The organism is Cellulosimicrobium sp. PMB13, assembly GCF_051294865.1.
Taxonomy (GTDB): Bacteria; Actinomycetota; Actinomycetes; order Actinomycetales; family Cellulomonadaceae; genus Cellulosimicrobium.
On sequence record NZ_CP145910.1, the window covers coordinates 4,325,526 to 4,341,617 of the forward strand.

General features: G+C 74.4%; 15 protein-coding genes, 1 tRNA gene and 1 pseudogene. 11 read left to right on the plus strand and 6 right to left on the minus strand.

Annotated elements, in window-relative coordinates; all coding sequences use genetic code 11:
* Positions 1–31: 31 nt before the first annotated feature.
* Together glmU and V5D56_RS19235 are read right to left on the minus strand one after the other, a co-directional pair.
* Positions 32–1,699 (minus strand): bifunctional UDP-N-acetylglucosamine diphosphorylase/glucosamine-1-phosphate N-acetyltransferase GlmU, encoded by a 1,668-nt coding sequence (glmU, locus tag V5D56_RS19230; RefSeq protein ID WP_435736870.1) that lies wholly within the window; start codon positions 1,697–1,699, stop codon positions 32–34.
* A gap of 30 nt (positions 1,700–1,729) precedes the next feature.
* Positions 1,730–1,801 (minus strand) — tRNA-Gln (locus V5D56_RS19235).
* Between the two features lie 297 nt (positions 1,802–2,098).
* Between V5D56_RS19235 and V5D56_RS19240 the strand changes: the two genes are divergently transcribed.
* A complete protein-coding gene (locus V5D56_RS19240; RefSeq protein ID WP_435736871.1) occupies positions 2,099–2,698 on the plus strand; it encodes a TetR/AcrR family transcriptional regulator in 600 nt (199 codons plus the stop codon).
* Here V5D56_RS19240 and V5D56_RS19245 read toward each other — a convergent pair.
* Complete coding sequence (locus V5D56_RS19245; protein WP_435736872.1) at positions 2,667–3,326, minus strand: TetR/AcrR family transcriptional regulator; 660 nt, start codon at positions 3,324–3,326, stop codon at positions 2,667–2,669. The two genes, V5D56_RS19240 and V5D56_RS19245, sit on opposite strands and share 32 nt — an antisense overlap.
* Before the next feature lie 99 nt (positions 3,327–3,425).
* Between V5D56_RS19245 and V5D56_RS19250 the strand changes: the two genes are divergently transcribed.
* From V5D56_RS19250 to V5D56_RS19285, 8 genes are all read left to right on the plus strand, one after another.
* Positions 3,426–4,298 (plus strand): alpha/beta fold hydrolase, encoded by an 873-nt coding sequence (locus V5D56_RS19250; protein WP_435736873.1) that lies wholly within the window; start codon positions 3,426–3,428, stop codon positions 4,296–4,298.
* A gap of 68 nt (positions 4,299–4,366) precedes the next feature.
* Positions 4,367–5,359: an ABC transporter ATP-binding protein gene (locus V5D56_RS19255; RefSeq protein ID WP_435736874.1), complete on the plus strand. Its 993-nt coding sequence runs from the start codon at positions 4,367–4,369 to the stop codon at positions 5,357–5,359.
* Positions 5,356–6,618 (plus strand): ABC transporter permease, encoded by a 1,263-nt coding sequence (locus V5D56_RS19260; protein ID WP_435736875.1) that lies wholly within the window; start codon positions 5,356–5,358, stop codon positions 6,616–6,618. Before V5D56_RS19255 ends, V5D56_RS19260 begins: the two co-directional genes overlap by 4 nt.
* 118 nt (positions 6,619–6,736) lie before the next feature.
* Positions 6,737–7,297, plus strand: a complete 561-nt coding sequence (locus tag V5D56_RS19265; RefSeq protein ID WP_435736876.1) for a MarR family winged helix-turn-helix transcriptional regulator — start codon at positions 6,737–6,739, stop codon at positions 7,295–7,297.
* A 62-nt stretch (positions 7,298–7,359) separates the two neighbouring features.
* On the plus strand, positions 7,360–8,685 hold the full coding sequence (locus tag V5D56_RS19270; protein ID WP_435736877.1) for an MFS transporter: 1,326 nt from the start codon (positions 7,360–7,362) through the stop codon (positions 8,683–8,685).
* A gap of 130 nt (positions 8,686–8,815) precedes the next feature.
* Complete coding sequence (locus V5D56_RS19275) at positions 8,816–9,763, plus strand: ATP-binding cassette domain-containing protein (protein WP_435736878.1); 948 nt, start codon at positions 8,816–8,818, stop codon at positions 9,761–9,763.
* Positions 9,760–10,587, plus strand: a complete 828-nt coding sequence (locus V5D56_RS19280) for an ABC transporter permease (RefSeq protein ID WP_435736879.1) — start codon at positions 9,760–9,762, stop codon at positions 10,585–10,587. The genes V5D56_RS19275 and V5D56_RS19280 overlap by 4 nt, the downstream gene beginning before the upstream one ends.
* 132 nt (positions 10,588–10,719) lie before the next feature.
* A complete protein-coding gene (locus V5D56_RS19285) occupies positions 10,720–11,775 on the plus strand; it encodes a TetR/AcrR family transcriptional regulator (RefSeq protein ID WP_435736880.1) in 1,056 nt (351 codons plus the stop codon).
* 21 nt (positions 11,776–11,796) lie between these two features.
* Here the strand turns inward: V5D56_RS19285 and V5D56_RS19290 are convergent, their stop codons facing one another.
* A complete protein-coding gene (locus V5D56_RS19290; protein WP_435736881.1) occupies positions 11,797–12,399 on the minus strand; it encodes an NADPH-dependent F420 reductase in 603 nt (200 codons plus the stop codon).
* A 129-nt stretch (positions 12,400–12,528) separates the two neighbouring features.
* Here V5D56_RS19290 and V5D56_RS19295 point away from each other — a divergent pair, with 129 nt between their 5' ends.
* Positions 12,529–13,011 carry a MarR family winged helix-turn-helix transcriptional regulator gene (locus V5D56_RS19295; RefSeq protein ID WP_435736882.1) on the plus strand — a complete coding sequence of 161 codons (483 nt, stop codon included), beginning with the start codon at positions 12,529–12,531 and terminating at the stop codon, positions 13,009–13,011.
* A 54-nt stretch (positions 13,012–13,065) separates the two neighbouring features.
* Here the strand turns inward: V5D56_RS19295 and V5D56_RS19300 are convergent, their stop codons facing one another.
* Positions 13,066–14,385 carry an ATP-binding cassette domain-containing protein gene (locus tag V5D56_RS19300; RefSeq protein WP_435739081.1) on the minus strand — a complete coding sequence of 440 codons (1,320 nt, stop codon included), beginning with the start codon at positions 14,383–14,385 and terminating at the stop codon, positions 13,066–13,068.
* Positions 14,386–14,475: 90 nt separating this feature from the next.
* A pseudogene (locus V5D56_RS19305) lies at positions 14,476–15,072 on the minus strand (ATP-binding cassette domain-containing protein); the annotation flags it as partial.
* Here V5D56_RS19305 and V5D56_RS19310 point away from each other — a divergent pair.
* Positions 15,071–16,090, plus strand: coding sequence for an acetylxylan esterase (locus V5D56_RS19310; protein WP_435736883.1), 1,020 nt, complete (start codon positions 15,071–15,073; stop codon positions 16,088–16,090). The pseudogene V5D56_RS19305 and the gene V5D56_RS19310 overlap by 2 nt on opposite strands.
* Positions 16,091–16,092 lie beyond the last annotated feature (2 nt).

Genomic DNA, 16,092 nt, shown 5'->3' on the forward strand with positions numbered 1-16,092 from the left:
GACGGACGCTCGTGCGGCTGAGTCTGCCGCGTCAGTCCGTGGGGCGCGCGCTGCGCAGCGCGTCGAGCGCGCTCTCGAGGTCGGGGCCGGGTGCGGGCGGCGTCGGGCGGTCCGCCGTCGCGGCCGCGGAGTGGTCCGCGAGCTGAGCCTGCGCCTGGGCGCCGACGGGCGGTGCCTCGGGGTCGGTCGCGCGCGCGGCGGCCGCGGCCTGCGCCGCCGCCGTGCCCGGTCGGCGACGCTCGACCCAGCCCTCGATGTTGCGCTGCTGCCCGCCGCTGACGCCGAGGGCGCCCGCGGGCACGTCGCGACGGATCACGGAGCCCGCGGCCGTGTACGCGCCGTCGCCCACGGTCACGGGCGCGACGAACATGTTGTCCGCGCCGGTGCGCGCGTGCGAGCCGATCACCGTGCGGTGCTTGTGCACGCCGTCGTAGTTGACGGTCACCGACGCCGCCCCGACGTTCGTGTGGTCGCCGATCGTCGCGTCGCCCACGTAGGACAGGTGCGGGATCTTCGAGCCCTCGCCGATCTCGGCGTTCTTCGTCTCGACGAACGTGCCGATCTTGCCCTGCGCGCCGAGGACCGTGCCGGGGCGCAGGTAGGCGAACGGGCCGACGCTCGTGCCGGCGCCGAGCACCGCGAGGGTGCCGTGCGTGCGGGTCACCGTCGCGCCGGCGCCGACCTCGGTGTCCGTGAGGGTCGTGTCCGGCCCGACCGTCGCGCCCTCCGCGACGACCGTCGCGCCGTGGAGCTGCGTCCCCGGCAGGAGCGTCACGTCGCGCGCGAGCTCCACGTCGACGTCGACCCACGTGGTCGCCGGGTCGACGACCGTCACGCCCTCGCGCATCCAGTCCTCGAGGATGCGGCGGTTCAGCTCGGCGCGCAGCACCGAGAGCTGCACGCGGTCGTTGACTCCCTCGACGACTGCCGGGTCGTCCGACAGCAGGGCGCGCACGACGCCGCCCTCGGCGCGCGCCGCCGCGACGACGTCCGTCAGGTAGACCTCGCCCTGCGCGTTGTCGCGCCCGAGCGTGCCGAGGCCGCGGCGCAGCACCCCGGCGTCGAACACGTAGATCGACGCGTTGACCTCCCGGATCCCCAGCTCGTCCGCGGACGCGTCCTTGTGCTCGACGATCCGCGCGACGTCGCCCGAGGCGTCGCGCACGACGCGCCCGTACCCGGTGGCGTCCGCGAGCTCCGTCGTGAGCATCGTGACGGCGTTGCCGTCCGCGACGTGCGCGGCGAGGAGCTGGGCGAGCGTGCCGCCGTCGAGCAGCGGGGTGTCGCCCGCGGTGACGACGACGGGGCCCTCGAGCCCGTCGCCGAGACCGCGCCCCTCCTCGCCGTCGGGCACGCCGTGCACGAGGGCCAGCGCGTGCGCCTTCGCGTCGAGCGCGGCGAGCGCGCACTGCACCGCCCGGCCGGTCCCGGGGACCTCGTCCTGGTCGACGACGAGCACCCCCGCGTCCACGCCCAGCGCGTGCTCGGCCACACGGTCGCGCTCGTGCCGCACGACGACCGCGAGCAGCTCCGGGTCGAGCGAGCGGGCCGCGACGAGCACGTGACCGAGCAGGCTGCGGCCCGCGATCGCGTGCAGCATCTTCGGGGTGGACGACTTCATCCGCGTGCCCTCGCCGGCGGCGAGGACGATCACGGCAGCGGGGGCGACGGTCGTGTCGGTGCCCTGCTGAGCTTCCATGGATGTACCCCTCGGGATCGGTGGCTCGAGCTCCGCCCCCAGGACTCGAACCTGGACCAAGGGCACCAAAAACCCTTGTGCTGCCGATTACACCAAGGCGGAACGGACCGTCAGGCAGTGCCGGTCGTGTACCGGTCGCCTGCCGGTCGCCTGCCGGTCGGGCACCGGTCCGGGCATCGCGCCCGGGGCCGCGGCGGCAGGTGGTCCGGGAACAGTCTGCCAGGTCGGCGGTCGTGCCCGACGCCGCCCGTGCCCGACTCGTGGCGTTCCGCACCCGCGGCCTGGCGTGGGCCGCGCCACACGGGGACGGTCCAGCAGAGACGCGGCGCCGCAGGCCGGAGGGCGTGGCACGGCATGATGGACCCTGTGGCCGAGTCCAGACGCACCCCCCGTTCCCGCATGACCGCGAGCCAGCGGCGCGAGCAGCTGCTCGCCGTGAGCCGCGGGCTCTTCGCGGAGAAGGGGTTCGAGGGGACGAGCGTCGAGGAGATCGCCGCCCGTGCGGAGGTGTCGAAGCCGGTCGTGTACGAGCACTTCGGTGGCAAGGAGGGCATCTACGCGGTCGTCGTCGACCGCGAGGTGCAGGCGCTGACCGCCGCGCTGTCCGGCGCGCTGGACCGCGGCGGGCACCCGAAGGTCCTGCTCGAGCACACGGCGCTCGCCCTCCTGTCGTACATCGAGGCGTCGGAGGACGGGTTCCGCATCCTCGTGCGCGACTCGCCCGTCGCGCAGGCCACGGGGACGTTCTCGAGCCTCATCGGCGACGTCGCGACGCAGGTCGAGCACCTCCTCGCGGACCAGTTCCGCTCGAACGGCCTGGACCCGAGGACGGCGCCCCTCTACGCGCAGATGCTCGTCGGGATGGTGGCCCTCACCGGCCAGTACTGGCTCGACGCGCGCAGCCCGAAGAAGACCGACGTCGCGGCGCACCTCGTGAACCTCGCGTGGAACGGGCTCTCCGGGATGGTCAAGAAGCCGACGCTGACGAAGACGGACTGACCGGGCCCAGCACCCGGTCGAGCAGGTGGTCGGCGAGCGCGAGGGCGGCGTCGGGCGTGTAGTGACCGGCGAGCACGCCCTGCACCAGGCCCGCGGCCGTGGCCAGGACGAGCTCGGCGTCCAGCGCCGTCCCCGCGCGGTCGTCCTCCGCGGGGTCCTCGGCGGGGTCCTGGGTGTCCCCGCCCGGCGGCCGAGCGCCAAGGAGCAGCGCCGCGACGACGTCGACGAGAGCGCGCGGCGCGCCGAGCATCGCCCGGGCCTCCACCGTGGAGCCGGTCAGCGCCGCGGCGTGGAAGGCCGCCAGGACGACGGCGTCGGCGCGGCGCTCGGCGTCGAGCGGGAGGAGCGCGGCGAGGATCCCGCGGAGCACGTCGCGCGGGCCGCCGGCGGGCCGCTGTCCGGGACCGCCGCCGAAGCGCGCGGCCGCGTCCTCGATCACCGCGCGGTGGGTCGCGAGGAGCAGCCCTTCCTTGTTCCCGAAGTAGTACTGGACCAGCCGCACCGAGACCCCGGCCTCCGCGGCGACCGCCTGGAACGTCGCGGCCTCGAGGCCGTCGCGCGCGACGACGCGGCGGGCGGCACCCGTGATCTGCCGCCGACGCTCGTCGTGGTCGACCAGTCGTGGCACGGTCACCTCCTCCCTGTCGGCGGGGCGTCCGCCGTCGGACGATGATATGCCCATACCACGTTGATGGTACGGTCATATCACCATGGCGAGGAGGGCATCATGCCGACGAAGACCGGGGACTTTCTCGACGACGCCGCACGGGAGGCGTACGAGCGCGCCGACCGCGCGCTCGAGGCGCGGTGGCCGCTCCCGTCCACGGTCCTCGACGTGCCGACGCCGTACGGGCCGACGTCCGTCCGGCGCTCCGGGACCGGGGACCGGACCCCGCTCGTGCTGCTCCACGGCCTCAACGGCAACGGCCTGAGCTGGCACGCCGTGGTCTCGGAGCTCGCGGCGGACCGCGTGGTGCTCGCGCCGGACGTCGTGGGCACGGCCGGTCGGAGCAGGCAGACCGCCCCGCTGACGGGACCCGCCGACTACGCGGCGTGGGGCGAGGCGCTGCTCGACGGCCTGCGCCTCGAGCGCGCCCACCTCCTCGGCTACTCGGAGGGCGCCTGGCTCGCCGCGCTCGTCGCCGCCCGGGTGCCGCACCGGCTCGCCAGCCTCACGCTGGGCGAGGGCATCACCGCCCTGACCAGGCCGTCGGCGGGCGCGCTCGCACGGATCCTCGCGGCCGGCGCCCTGCCGACGGACCGACGCCTCGCACGGCTCGAGGCCTGGCTGAGCCCCGGTGCGGCGTCGACCGCGGAGGACCGCGCCGTCGCCCGCGCCGCGATGCGGTTCCGCCGTCGCACGCCCTGGCCGAGCCCCCTCACGGACGCCGAGCTCCGCGCGATCACGACGCCGACCCTCGCCCTCTTCGGCGCGCAGAGCCGGCTCGGCGACCCGGTCGCTGCGGGCCGACGCGTGACCGAGAACGTGCCGGACGCCGTCGTGGACCTCGTCCCGGGGGGCGGGCACGGCCTCCTGTGGCAGCTTCCCGAGGTGGTGCTCCCCCGCGTCACGGCCTTCCTGCGCGCCCACGACGCGTGACGCGCCGCGGGGCCAGGTCGTGACGAATGTCCCGGGCGACACCTGGTGACCGGTGGTTGTCTGGTGCCATGCCGACTCTCGAGATCGACTCCCTGACCAAGTCGTACGGCACGGTCCACGCCTTGCGCGGCACGTCGTTCGACGTGCGCGACGGCGAGATCTTCGGCTTCGTCGGCTCCAACGGGGCCGGCAAGACGACGACCATGCGGATCGTGCTCGGCGTGCTCGCGGCGGACGGCGGCGAGGTCCGCTGGGACGGCCGCCCGATCGACCTGGCGGCGCGACGCCGCATCGGGTACATGCCCGAGGAGCGCGGCCTGTACCCGCGCATGCCCGTCGGCTCCCAGCTCACCTACCTCGCACGCCTGCACGGGCTGTCCGGCCGGGACGCCCACGACGCGATGGAGCGGTGGACCGAGACGCTCGGCGTGGAGGGACGTCGGGACGACGAGGTGCAGAAGCTGTCGCTCGGCAACCAGCAGCGCGTGCAGCTCGCCGCCGCGCTGACACACGACCCGGACCTCCTCGTGCTCGACGAGCCGTTCTCCGGCCTCGACCCCGTCGCGGTCGACGTCATGAGCGGCGTGCTGCGCGACCGCGCCGCCGCGGGAGTCCCCGTCGTCTTCTCGTCGCACCAGCTCGACCTCGTCGAGCGGCTGTGCGACCGGGTCGGGATCATCAAGGACGGCGCGATGGTCGAGGTCGGCACGATCGACGAGCTGCGTCGGACCGAGACGCAACGATGGGTGGTCGACGGCCCACCCGGCGCCACGTGGATCGGCGCGGTGCCCGACGCGCGGGCCGTCAGCCTCGAGGGGTCGCGCACGGTCATCGAGCTCACGGGCCTCACGGGTACCGAGGGCGCGGCCTGGACCGACGGCACCGCGGGTGCAGGCGGCGACGCCGGGCGCGAGCAGGCCGTGCTGCGCGCCGCGCTCGCCGCAGGACCCGTCCGTGAGTTCTCCCTCGTCCGCCCGTCGCTCACGGAGCTCTACCGCGACGTCGTCAGCTCACCCGCGGACGAGGCCTCCGCGTCGACCAGCCAGGAGGTGCCGGCATGACCACGACCCGGACCAGCCGACCGACCGACCGGGCCGAGGGCGCCGTCGCCGAGCGGGGCGCGACCTCCTTGTCGTCGTGGGGCGCGATCCGCCTCGTCGCCGGCCGCGAGATCACGACGCGCCTGCGCTCGAAGTCGTTCGTGTGGCTGACCGTGATCCTCGTCGCGGCGGTCGTCCTCGGCGGGGTCGTCCTCAACGCGGCGAGCTCCTCGGGACCGACCGCCGAGCGCGTCGGCGTGACGTCGTCCACCGCGGGCCTCGCCGACGCGCTCGAGGCGACCGGTGAGGCGCTCGGCACCGAGATCGAGACGGTCGAGGTCTCCGACGACGCCGCGGGCGAGCAGCAGGTCCGCGACGGCGACCTCGACGCGCTCGTCACCGGCTCCGCCGACGACCTCACGGTCGTGGTCGAGTCGGAGCTCTCCACAGGGCTCACCGCGGTCTTCACCACGCTGGCGCAGCAGTCCGCGCTCGCCGACGCCGTCACCGCTCTCGGCGGCGACCCCGCGCAGGTCGCGGGGGACGTCGCGACGGCGGAGCCGACGGTGCGCACGATCGGCGAGCCGAGCGAGTTCGACCCGACCCGCTACGTCACCGGCCTCGTCACCGGGGTCCTGCTCTTCATGTCCATCATGATCAGCGGCCAGCTCATCGCGCAGGGCGTCGTCGAGGAGAAGACGAGCCGCGTCGTCGAGCTGCTGCTGTCCACGGTGCGCCCGTGGCAGCTGATGGCGGGCAAGGTCCTCGGGATCGGGCTCGTCGGGCTGGGTCAGGTGGCGCTCGTCGTGGTGGCGGGGGTCGGGACGGCGCTCGGCCTGGGGCTGGTGGACACGGCGACGATCGACCTGGGCGCGGCCGCGGCGTGGGCTCTCGTGTGGTTCGTCGTCGGGTTCGTCAGCTACGCGCTCCTCATGGCGGGGCTCGGTGCGCTCGTCTCGCGGCAGGAGGACGTGGGGGCGGTGACCACCCCGGTCACCTTCCTCATGGTCGTCCCGTACATCGTCGGCGTCTCGGTCGCGCCGTGGGCGCCCGACAACCCGCTCGTCGTGTGGCTGTCGTACGTCCCCCTGTGCTCGCCGCTGCTCATGCCGGTGCGCATCGCGCTCGGCAGCGCGGAGACGTGGGAGGTGCTGCTCGCGCTGGGCCTCTCGGTCGCGCTCGTCCCGGTGCTCGTGTGGCTCGCGGCGAAGATCTACTCCAACGCGGTCCTGCGCACGGGCGCCCGCGTGAAGCTCAAGGACGCGCTGCGCGCCTCCTGATACCGCCGAACCCCGGGTTGTCGTCCGATCGACCGCACGATCGGCGCACGACCCGGGGTTCGGCAGGTTGCGCACGTCAAGAGTCTTGACGTCGAGACACGTCGAGTACCCTCGCGTCATGGAGCAGCAGCACGACGACGCGCGCCCGTCCGGGGACGACGCCGCGCGGCGCGGCGCGCGGCCCGGAGCGCGGCGCGACGAGGTCGACCGCATCGTCGCGGCCTGGCAGCGCGAGCGGCCGGACCTCGATCTCGAGCCGCTCACGGTGTTCTCGCGCGTGGACCGCCTCGCGCGCCACCTCGACCGCGCCCGGCGGACCGCGTTCGCGCACGCGCACCTCGAGACGTGGGAGTTCGACGTCCTCTCCGCGCTCCGCCGCGCGGGAGACCCCTACCGCCTCTCCCCCGGCGCCCTGGTCACGCAGACCCTGGTGACGAGCGGGACGATGACGAACCGGATCGACCGGCTGGAGTCGCGCGGTCTCGTGGAGCGCCGGCGCTCCCCCGACGACCGCCGCGGGATCCTCGTCGAGCTGACGCCGGACGGCCTCGACCGGGTCGACACCGCCATGACGGACCTGCTCGCTGTCGAGGCCCGCATCCTCGACACGCTCGCGCCGGCCGAACGACCCGCGCTCGCCGCGCTCCTGCGTACAGTCGTGGGGCAGTTCGACGACTGATCCGCGGGCCGGGCGACCCTGACGCGTCCTCGCGCGCGGCCACCCCAGGACCCGGAGGACACATGGCCACGCCCGCTCGCGCGTTCCGCGGCGGGATCGACGGGGTGCTGCTCGTCGCCGTCCTCCTCGTCGCCGTCAACCTGCGGGCCCCGCTCACCGCGCTCCCGCCGGTGGTGTCCGACGTCGCGGCCGACCTCCACCTCACGGCCGCCGCGGCAGGGCTGCTCACCGGCATCCCCGTCCTGTGCTTCGCCCTCGCGACGCCCGCCGTGGCCGGGATCCTCGGCCGCTCGTCGCTGCGCACGGCGATCGGCGTCGCGCTGCTGCTCGTGCTCGCGGGGACGCTCCTGCGCTCGGCCGACCTGTCGGGCGTCGCGGGGCCGGTCGCGGCGGGGACGTTCGCGGGGACGGTGCTCCTCGGGCTGGGCATCACGACGGCGAACCTCGCCGTCCCGATGATCGCCCAGCGCGACTTCCCCGGGCACGTGGGGACGGTGACCGGCCTGTACACCGCGGCGATCAACGTCGGGACCGTGGCGACGACGGCGCTCACCGCGCCGCTCGCGGACGCGGTGGGCTGGCGCTGGGCGCTCGCGTCGTGGGGCGTCCTCGCGGTCGTCGCGCTGGTGTGGTGGCTCCGCGCGGTCCCCCGCGAGGCCGCGGGGCGAGCCGCCCGTGCGCGGGCCGGGTCGCCGTCGGGCACGACGACGTCCCCGGGCGAACGGGACCTCGGCGCGCCCGCGGAGGACCCGGCCCTGGCGACGGCGGCGGCCGAGGGGGTGACGGGGACGGACCCGACGGCCGCCCGCGAGCGCCACGTGCTCGCGACCCCGTTCACGTGGTGGTTGTGCGCGATGTTCGCGCTGCAGTCGTCGAGCTTCTACGCGCTCACCGCGTGGCTCCCCCTGATCCTCGAGGACCTCGCGGGGATCCCGCGCAGCGCCTCCGGGGGTGCCGCGTCGCTCTTCCAGGGGTTCGCGATCCTCGGCGGGCTCGCCGTCCCGCTCGCGACGCGCCGCCTGTCGATGCGCACGACGTTCGTCGTGGTCGCCGTGCTGTGGCTGGCGCTGCCCGTCGGCCTCCTGGTCGCGCCGGGAGCGTGGGTCGTGTGGGCGTCGGCGGCGGGCGTCGCGCAGGCGGCGAACTTCGTCGTGATCTTCACGCTCGTCGCGCAGCGGTTCCCGACGGTCCGGCAGGGCCGCCAGGCGTCGGCGACCGTGCAGTCGGTGGGCTACTGCTTCGCCGCCGCCGCCCCGACGGCGGCCGGGGCGCTGCAGACCGCGACCGGCACGTGGACCACGCCCGTCGCGGTCGTGCTCGGCGGCCTGCTCGCGATGACCGCGATCGGTGCGGTCCTCACGGGCGCCCCGCGTCCGCGCGCGAGCTAGCGACCGACCTCGCCGGACCTGTTGACCTCGTCGCCACCAGGTGTTTATGGTGTACACACAGTTTGCTTCATACACAGCGCGTGCGGTCTACACCTCGTGTGCGACGCACACCGAACGACAGGAGAAGGCGATGGACGAACCGATGATCGCCGTCCGCGGGCTCGAGAAGTCCTACGGCGACCACCACGTCCTGCGCGGCGTGGACCTCACGGTGCGGCGCGGCGAGATCTTCGCGCTGCTCGGGCCCAACGGCGCGGGCAAGACGACGACGGTCAACATCCTCACGACGCTCGTCCGGCCCGACGCCGGGAGCGCGACGATCGCCGGGGCGGACGTGCTGCGCGACCCCGGCCGCGTGCGCGAGGTCATCGCGCTGACCGGCCAGTACGCCTCGGTCGACGAGTTCCAGACCGGTGCGGAGAACCTCGTGATGATGGGGAACCTCGCGCACCTGCCGCCCCGCTCGGTGCGCCGCCGCGCCGCCGAGCTCCTCGAGCGCTTCGACCTGACCGACGCGGCGGACCGCCGCGTCGGGACCTACTCCGGCGGCATGCGTCGTCGGCTCGACCTCGCGATCAGCCTCGTCGCGGACCCGTCCGTCCTCGTGCTGGACGAGCCGACCACGGGCCTCGACCCGGCGTCGCGCTCCCAGCTCTGGGACGTCGTGCGCGGGCTCGCCGCCGACGGCACGACGGTCCTGCTCACCACGCAGTACCTCGAGGAGGCGGACCGCCTCGCCGACTCGATCGCCGTCCTGAACGACGGTCGTGTCGCCGCGCGCGGGACCGCCACGGAGCTCAAGGCGCTCGTCGCGGGCGACCACGTCCGCGTCGCCTTCGAGGACCACGCGAGCCTCGCGACCGCCGTCGGGCTCGCCGCCCAGCTCGGGATCACCACCACCGGGACCGACGACAAGGACCTCTCCCTCACGGCCGCGAGCGACGACCCGGTCCGCACGATCCGCGACGTCCTGGCCGCGGCCGACACGAACGGCCTCGCGGTGAGCGGCGTCAGCGTGGTCAAGCCCACGCTCGACGACGTCTTCCTCGCCCTGACCTCGAAGGAGTCCGCACGATGACCACGACAGCCACCACCACGCTGCCCGCGCGGCCGGCCCGGCGCGACCCGGCCGTCCGCGGTGGGCAGTCGCCCGCGACCGCCGTGCGCGACGTGCGCACGATGGTCGTGCGCGAGACGCGGCGCCAGCTGCGCAGCATCGACGGGCTCATCACCGCCTTCGTCCTGCCGGTGATGATCATGCTCGTGTTCGTCGTCATCTTCGGCGGCGCGATCTCCGGCGACGACTACATCGACTACGTCGTCCCCGGCGTGCTCGTCATGTGCCTCGGCTTCGGGTCCGCGACGGCCGCCGTCGGCGTCGCGCAGGACATGACGTCGGGCACGATCGACCGGTTCAAGACCATGCCGATCTTCGGACCGTCCGCCCTGTGGGGGCACGTCGTCGCGAGCATCGGCCGCAACCTCGCGTCCGCGGTCGTCGTCGTGGGGGTCGCCTACGCGCTCGGCTTCCGGGCGGACGCCGGCCTCGGCGACTGGATCGGGCTCGTGGCCTTCGCGGTGCTCTCCGTGCTGACCTTCACGTGGCTCAGCGTGGTCCTCGGTCTCGTGCTGAGCGTCGAGGCGTCGCAGTCGGTGAACTTCATCTTCCTGTTCGTCCCCTACCTCAGCTCGGGTTTCGTGCCGATCGAGACGATGCCGTCGTGGCTGCACGGCTTCGCGGAGAACCAGCCGTTCACGCCGATCATCGAGTCGTTCCGCGGCCTGCTCAGCGGCACCCCGGACGCGACGACGATCCTCACCGCGATCGCCTGGCTGGTCGGCTTCCTCGTGGTGAGCTGCGTCGCCGGCGCGGTGCTCTACCGCCGCCGGACCGCCCGCTGACCCACGTGTCGAGCATGCGGCCGTCGCCCGTCCTGGTGCCAGGTCGGGCGGCGTCCGCATGCTCGGCCCCGGGTGGCCGGCGCGCGCAGGACCCATGGCCCGGTGGACGGGAATCTCGGGGAGGATGAGGGCATGACGGACGCACCCGACCTCCCGGCCAGGATCGCCCTCGCATGGGGTGTGGCCGAGCGCCCCGAGCGCGCGCCGAAGCGCGAGCTGAGCATCGAGCGCATCGTCGACGCGGCGATCGAGATCGCGGACGCCGAGGGGCTCGCCGCCGTCTCGATGGCGAAGGTCGCGCAGAGCCTCGGCTTCACGACGATGTCGCTCTACCGGTACGTGACGAGCAAGGACGACCTCCTCCTGCTCATGCAGGAGGCGGTCCTCGACGTCGAGTACCCGCCGCCGCACGACCCGGCGGACTGGCGCGCCGAGCTGCGCGAGTGGGCCCAGTTCACGACGGCGGTGTTCCTCTCCCACCCGTGGTTCCTCGACATCCCGATCACCGGAGCACCCCTCACGCCGAACAACCTCCGCGGCGCCGACGCCGGGCTCCGGGCGCTGCGCTCGACGCCGCTCGACGAGGAGGAGAGCATGTCCGTCATCCTGCTCCTCAGCGGGTACGCGCGGAACGCGGCCCGGCTCGAGTCCGACCTCGCGCGGGCGGTCGGCGAGGGCGGTGGGGGCGCCACCGTCGAGGGCTCGCCCTTCGCCGTGGCGCTGCGCGGCCTCGTCGACGAGGTCCGCTTCCCCTACCTGCGTCCGCTCGTCGTCTCGGGCGCGTACGGCGCGGAGGGGCAGATCGACGACACGGCATGGGGCCTCGAGCGCATCCTGGACGGCCTCGAGGTGTACGTCGACGCGCGACTGGCGGGCGCCCCCGGAGCAGGGCGCGACTTCCGTCCCGCACCCGGCGGCACCGCGGCCGACGGCGCCGTGGCAGGAGCGGCCGGCGCCGAGGGGGATGTCGAGGACGCCCCGGCCCGTGACACGGGCGCCGTGCCGGTCGAGGTGGCCGTCCACGTCCGCGACCCGAAGGTCAAGAAGGCGACGCTCAAGCGGCGCGACGCCGAGCGGCGGCTCCGCGAGGCGCAGAAGAAGGTGCGCGAGCTCGAGAAGGCGCTGCGGGAGGCGCAGCGGGCCGAGCGCGACACGGCGCGGGCCGCCGTGGAGAAGGCGCGCGGCTGATCGCTATCACGCGAGGGTCGTTCACTCCGCGAGCGCGAACCCTGTCGTCCAGGAGGTCTTCTCGGCCGCGGCGAGCGTGAGCTGCAGGAAGCCGAGGGCCTCGAGCTCGTGCGCGCGCTTCAGCGAGCCCGCGTCGACGACGCGCACCCCCGCGACCGCTCCGGCGAGGGTGGCCTTGGCGTCCGCGTCGTCGCCCGCGACGAGGACCGTCGTCGGGAGCGGGCCGACCTGGCCGGAGGTGAGCGTCGCGGCGAAGTTCGTGTTGAACGCCTTGAGCACGCGGGCGCCCGGCACGCGCTGCTGGATCTCGGCCGCGGCCGACGAGCCCGCCGGGACGACGAGCGCGTCGAACGTCGCGAAGTCGAGCGGGTTGGTGATGTCGACGAGGACGGTGCCGTCGAGGCGGCCGGCGTACGCGTCGAGCACCTCGGCGACGGCCGGGTACGGGAGCGCGAGCACGACGACGTCGCCCGTGATCGTGTCGCCGATCGTGCCGGCGGTGGTCCGTGCGTCGACCTCGACGGGCTCGCGGGTGAGGACCTGCACGGAGCTGCCCGCCGCGAGGGCGAGCGACGCGATGGCCGAGCCCATCTTCCCGGCGCCGATGATGGTGATGCTGCTCATGGTGACTTCCCTTCGCACGCCGGCCGACGGTCGGCATTGGTTGTTGCTACAAGTAACAATCTAGACCGGTATACTTGTAGCGTCAACTGTTGCCGGAGTGCTCCCGGTCACGTCCCGGAGGAGGAGACCATGAGCGAGCCCCGCTGGCTCGACGAGGCCCAGCTCGACGCGTGGAAGCGTCTCGTCGCCGTCGTCGAGCTCCTGCCCGGGGTCCTCGACGCGCAGCTCCAGCGCGACGCCGACCTCAGCCACTTCGAGTACTACGTCCTCGCGATGCTCTCGGAGGCGCCGGACCGCACGCTGCGCATGACGCACCTCGCGTCCGCGACCAACGCGACGCTCCCGCGCCTGTCGCACGTCGTCGCGCGGCTCGAGAAGCGCGGGCTCGTCGAGCGCCTGCCCTGCCCCGAGGACCGTCGCGCCACCAACGCGCACCTCACCGACGACGGCTGGGAGAAGGTCGTCGCGACCGCCCCGGGACACGTCGCGACCGTCCGCGACCACGTCGTCGACGCGCTCACGGACGAGCAGGTCACCCAGCTCGACGACATCGCGAGCGCGATCCTCGAGCGCGTCGACCCCGACGACCGCATGGGCTTCCGCCGCCGCTGAGGCCCGTGCGGCAGCGCGCCGTCCGCGGGCCCCACCGACCCCGTGCGGCCCTCGTCAGCCCGCGACCTCCGCGGCCTCGAGCCAGGCGGCCTCGAGCTCGTCCTTCTCGGCGGCGAGGACCCGCAGCTCGGCGTCGAGCCCGGCGACGGCGGCGTAGTCCGTCGCCTGCGCCGCGAGCTTGTCGTGCAGCCGCGCCTCCAGCTCCGCGATCTTGCTCAGCCGGCGCTCAATCCTGTTGATCTCCTTCTTCGCCGCCCGCACCTCGGCGGCGCTGGGCGCCGCGGGACCGGCCGGCGCGCCGTCGCCACCTGTGCCCGACGCCGCACTCGACGCCGCGCCCGACGATCCGCCCGAGGCGGCGGCCGCGGCCGGCGCGCGCAGCGCCGAACCGGTCTCCCCGCTCGCGATCGCCGCTCGGCGCAGCTCGAGGTACTGCTCGACCCCGCCCGGCAGGTCCCGGATCCGCCCGTCGCCGAGCAGCGCGACCTGACGGTCGGCGACGCGCTCCAGCAGGTAGCGGTCGTGCGAGACGACGATCAGCGTCCCCGGCCAGCCGTCGAGCAGGTCCTCCAGCGCGGCGAGCGTGTCGGTGTCGAGGTCGTTGGTCGGCTCGTCGAGCAGGAGCACGTTCGGCTCGGCGACGAGCAGGCGCAGGAGCTGGAGCCGACGCCGCTCGCCACCGGAGAGGTCGCGCACGAGCGTCTGCGAGCGCTCGCGCGTGAAGCCGAGGCGCTCGACGAGCTGCGACGCCGTGAGCTCCTTGCCGTCGACGACGACCGACCGCTTCTCGGACTCGATCACCTGGACGACGCGCAGCCCGGCGATGTCGTCGAGCTCGTCCACGTCCTGGGTCAGCTCCGCGACGGCCACCGTCTTGCCGCGCTTGACCCGGCCCGAGTCGGGTTCGCGCCGCCCGGCGAGCAGCGCGAGGAGCGTCGTCTTGCCCGCGCCGTTGACGCCCACGACCCCGTAGCGGTCGCCCGGCCCGAGGCGCCACGTGACGTCGTCGAGCAGCACGCGGCGCGGCCCGTCGTCGTCGCCCGGGCGGCCCGGCACGCTCACGGTGACGTCCTCGAGGTCCAGCACGTCCTTGCCGAGCCGCTTCGTCGCCGTGCGCGTGAGCTCCATCGAGTCGCGCGGCGGCGGGACGTCGGCGATGAGGGCGGCCGCGGCGTCGAGCCGGAACTTGGGCTTGCTCGTCCGCGCGGGCGCGCCCCGGCGCAGCCACGCGAGCTCCTTGCGCAGCAGGTTGTCGCGCTTCTCCGCCGCGACGGCCGCGGTCCGCTGCCGCTCGGCGCGCGCGAGCACGTAGGCGGCATACCCGCCCTCGTAGCCCTCGACCTCGCCGGAGCCGTCGCCCCGCACCTCCCACATGCGCGAGCACACGGCGTCGAGGAACCAGCGGTCGTGGGTCACGACCACCAGGGCGCCCCGGGCCCCCGGCCGCGCGAACCGCTCGCGCAGGTGCTCCGCGAGCCACGCCACACCCTCGACGTCGAGGTGGTTGGTGGGCTCGTCGAGGAACAGCACGTCGTGGTCGGCGACGAGCAGGGCCGCGAGCGCCACGCGCCGCCGCTGCCCGCCGGACAGCGTGTCGGCGGGCTCGTCGAGGTCGAGGTCGGTGAGCAGGCCGTCGTGCACGCCGCGGACGGCAGCGTCGGACGCCCACGCGTGCGTCGCGGCGTCGCCGTGCACGAGGTCGCGGATCGTCGCGCCCGTGCCGACGTCGTCGCGCTGGTCGAGCAGTCCGACCCGCAGCCCGCCCACGCGGGTGACACGACCGCCGTCGGGCTGCTGCGTGCCCGCGAGCAGGCGCAGGAGGGTCGACTTGCCGGCGCCGTTGGGGCCGACGATGCCGACGCGGTCGCCGTCGTCGAGGCCGAGCGAGACGTCGTCGAGGAGGGTGCGGGTGCCGACGGTCAGCGCGATACCGTCGGCCCCGAGGAGATGAGCCACGCACCGAGCGTAGGCGCCGCGTCGCGGGTGCGGAAAACACGGGCCGTCGAAGCGCTTCGAGACAGCGGACATCCCGGACTCGGGCGGGCGGTAGGGTGCCCGCATGTCGCTCTTCGACCTGCCGCTCGCCGAGCTCGAGACCTATGCGCCGACCCTCGACGAGCCCGACGACCTGGACGCCTTCTGGGCCACGACGCTCGCGGAGTCGCGAGAGGCCGGCGGCGACCTGGCCGAGACGGTGCGGCTCGAGCGGGTCGACACGGGGCTCGACCTGGTCGTCGTCGACGACGTGACGTTCCCCGGGTTCGGTGGCCACCCGATCAAGGCGTGGCTGGTCCGGCCGGCCCGCACCGAGGCCCCGCTTCCCGCCGTCGTGGAGTTCATCGGGTACGGCGGCGGCCGTGGGCTCGCGCACGAGCACCTCGTGTGGGCCGCCGCGGGGTTCGCGCACCTCGTCGTCGACACGCGCGGCCAGGGCAGCCGCTGGGGCACGGGCGGCGGGACGCCGGACCCGGTCGGCTCGGGTCCGGCGACGCCGGGCTTCATGACGCGCGGCATCGAGGACCCCCACGACCACTACTACCGGCGGGTCTACACCGACGGGGTGCGCGCCGTCGACGCCGTGCGCGCGATCCCCGGCATCGACCCGGAGCGTGTGTCCGTGGCAGGCGTGAGCCAGGGTGGCGGCATCACGATCGCCGTCGCGGGGCTCGCCGACGGTCTCGTCGCGGCGATGCCCGACGTCCCGTTCCTCTCGCACTTCCGCCGCGCGGTCGAGATCACCGACCGCGACCCGTACGGCGAGATCCGGCAGTACCTCGCGGTGCACCGCGACGCGGAGGACACCGTGTTCCGCACGCTGTCCTACCTCGACGTCGCCCTGCTGGCCCGCCGCGCCACGGCGCCCGCGCTGTTCTCCGTCGCGCTCATGGACGCGACGTGCCCGCCGTCCACGGTGTACGCGGCGTTCAACGGCTGGGGCGCGAAGGCTGCGGCCGCCGACGCGCAGGCCGGTCCCGTCGCACGGCAGATCGACGTCTACCGGTACAACGACCACGAGGGCGGCCAGGGCTACCGGTTCGCGCAGCAGCGCGCCTGGCTCCGCGCGCACGCCGGCGCCTGACC

Coding starts and splice junctions, on each gene's coding strand:
- V5D56_RS19285 (WP_435736880.1), top strand. CDS start 10,720: ATGACGGACGCACCCGACCTCCCGGCCAGGATCGCCCTCGCATGGGGT.
- V5D56_RS19240 (WP_435736871.1), top strand. CDS start 2,099: ATGACCGCGAGCCAGCGGCGCGAGCAGCTGCTCGCCGTGAGCCGCGGG.
- V5D56_RS19310 (WP_435736883.1), top strand. CDS start 15,071: ATGTCGCTCTTCGACCTGCCGCTCGCCGAGCTCGAGACCTATGCGCCG.
- V5D56_RS19255 (WP_435736874.1), top strand. CDS start 4,367: ATGCCGACTCTCGAGATCGACTCCCTGACCAAGTCGTACGGCACGGTC.
- V5D56_RS19280 (WP_435736879.1), top strand. CDS start 9,760: ATGACCACGACAGCCACCACCACGCTGCCCGCGCGGCCGGCCCGGCGC.
- V5D56_RS19275 (WP_435736878.1), top strand. CDS start 8,816: ATGGACGAACCGATGATCGCCGTCCGCGGGCTCGAGAAGTCCTACGGC.
- V5D56_RS19250 (WP_435736873.1), top strand. CDS start 3,426: ATGCCGACGAAGACCGGGGACTTTCTCGACGACGCCGCACGGGAGGCG.
- glmU (WP_435736870.1), bottom strand. CDS start 1,699: ATGGAAGCTCAGCAGGGCACCGACACGACCGTCGCCCCCGCTGCCGTG.
- V5D56_RS19260 (WP_435736875.1), top strand. CDS start 5,356: ATGACCACGACCCGGACCAGCCGACCGACCGACCGGGCCGAGGGCGCC.
- V5D56_RS19295 (WP_435736882.1), top strand. CDS start 12,529: ATGAGCGAGCCCCGCTGGCTCGACGAGGCCCAGCTCGACGCGTGGAAG.
- V5D56_RS19270 (WP_435736877.1), top strand. CDS start 7,360: ATGGCCACGCCCGCTCGCGCGTTCCGCGGCGGGATCGACGGGGTGCTG.
- V5D56_RS19300 (WP_435739081.1), bottom strand. CDS start 14,385: ATGTGGGAGGTGCGGGGCGACGGCTCCGGCGAGGTCGAGGGCTACGAG.
- V5D56_RS19290 (WP_435736881.1), bottom strand. CDS start 12,399: ATGAGCAGCATCACCATCATCGGCGCCGGGAAGATGGGCTCGGCCATC.
- V5D56_RS19265 (WP_435736876.1), top strand. CDS start 6,737: ATGGAGCAGCAGCACGACGACGCGCGCCCGTCCGGGGACGACGCCGCG.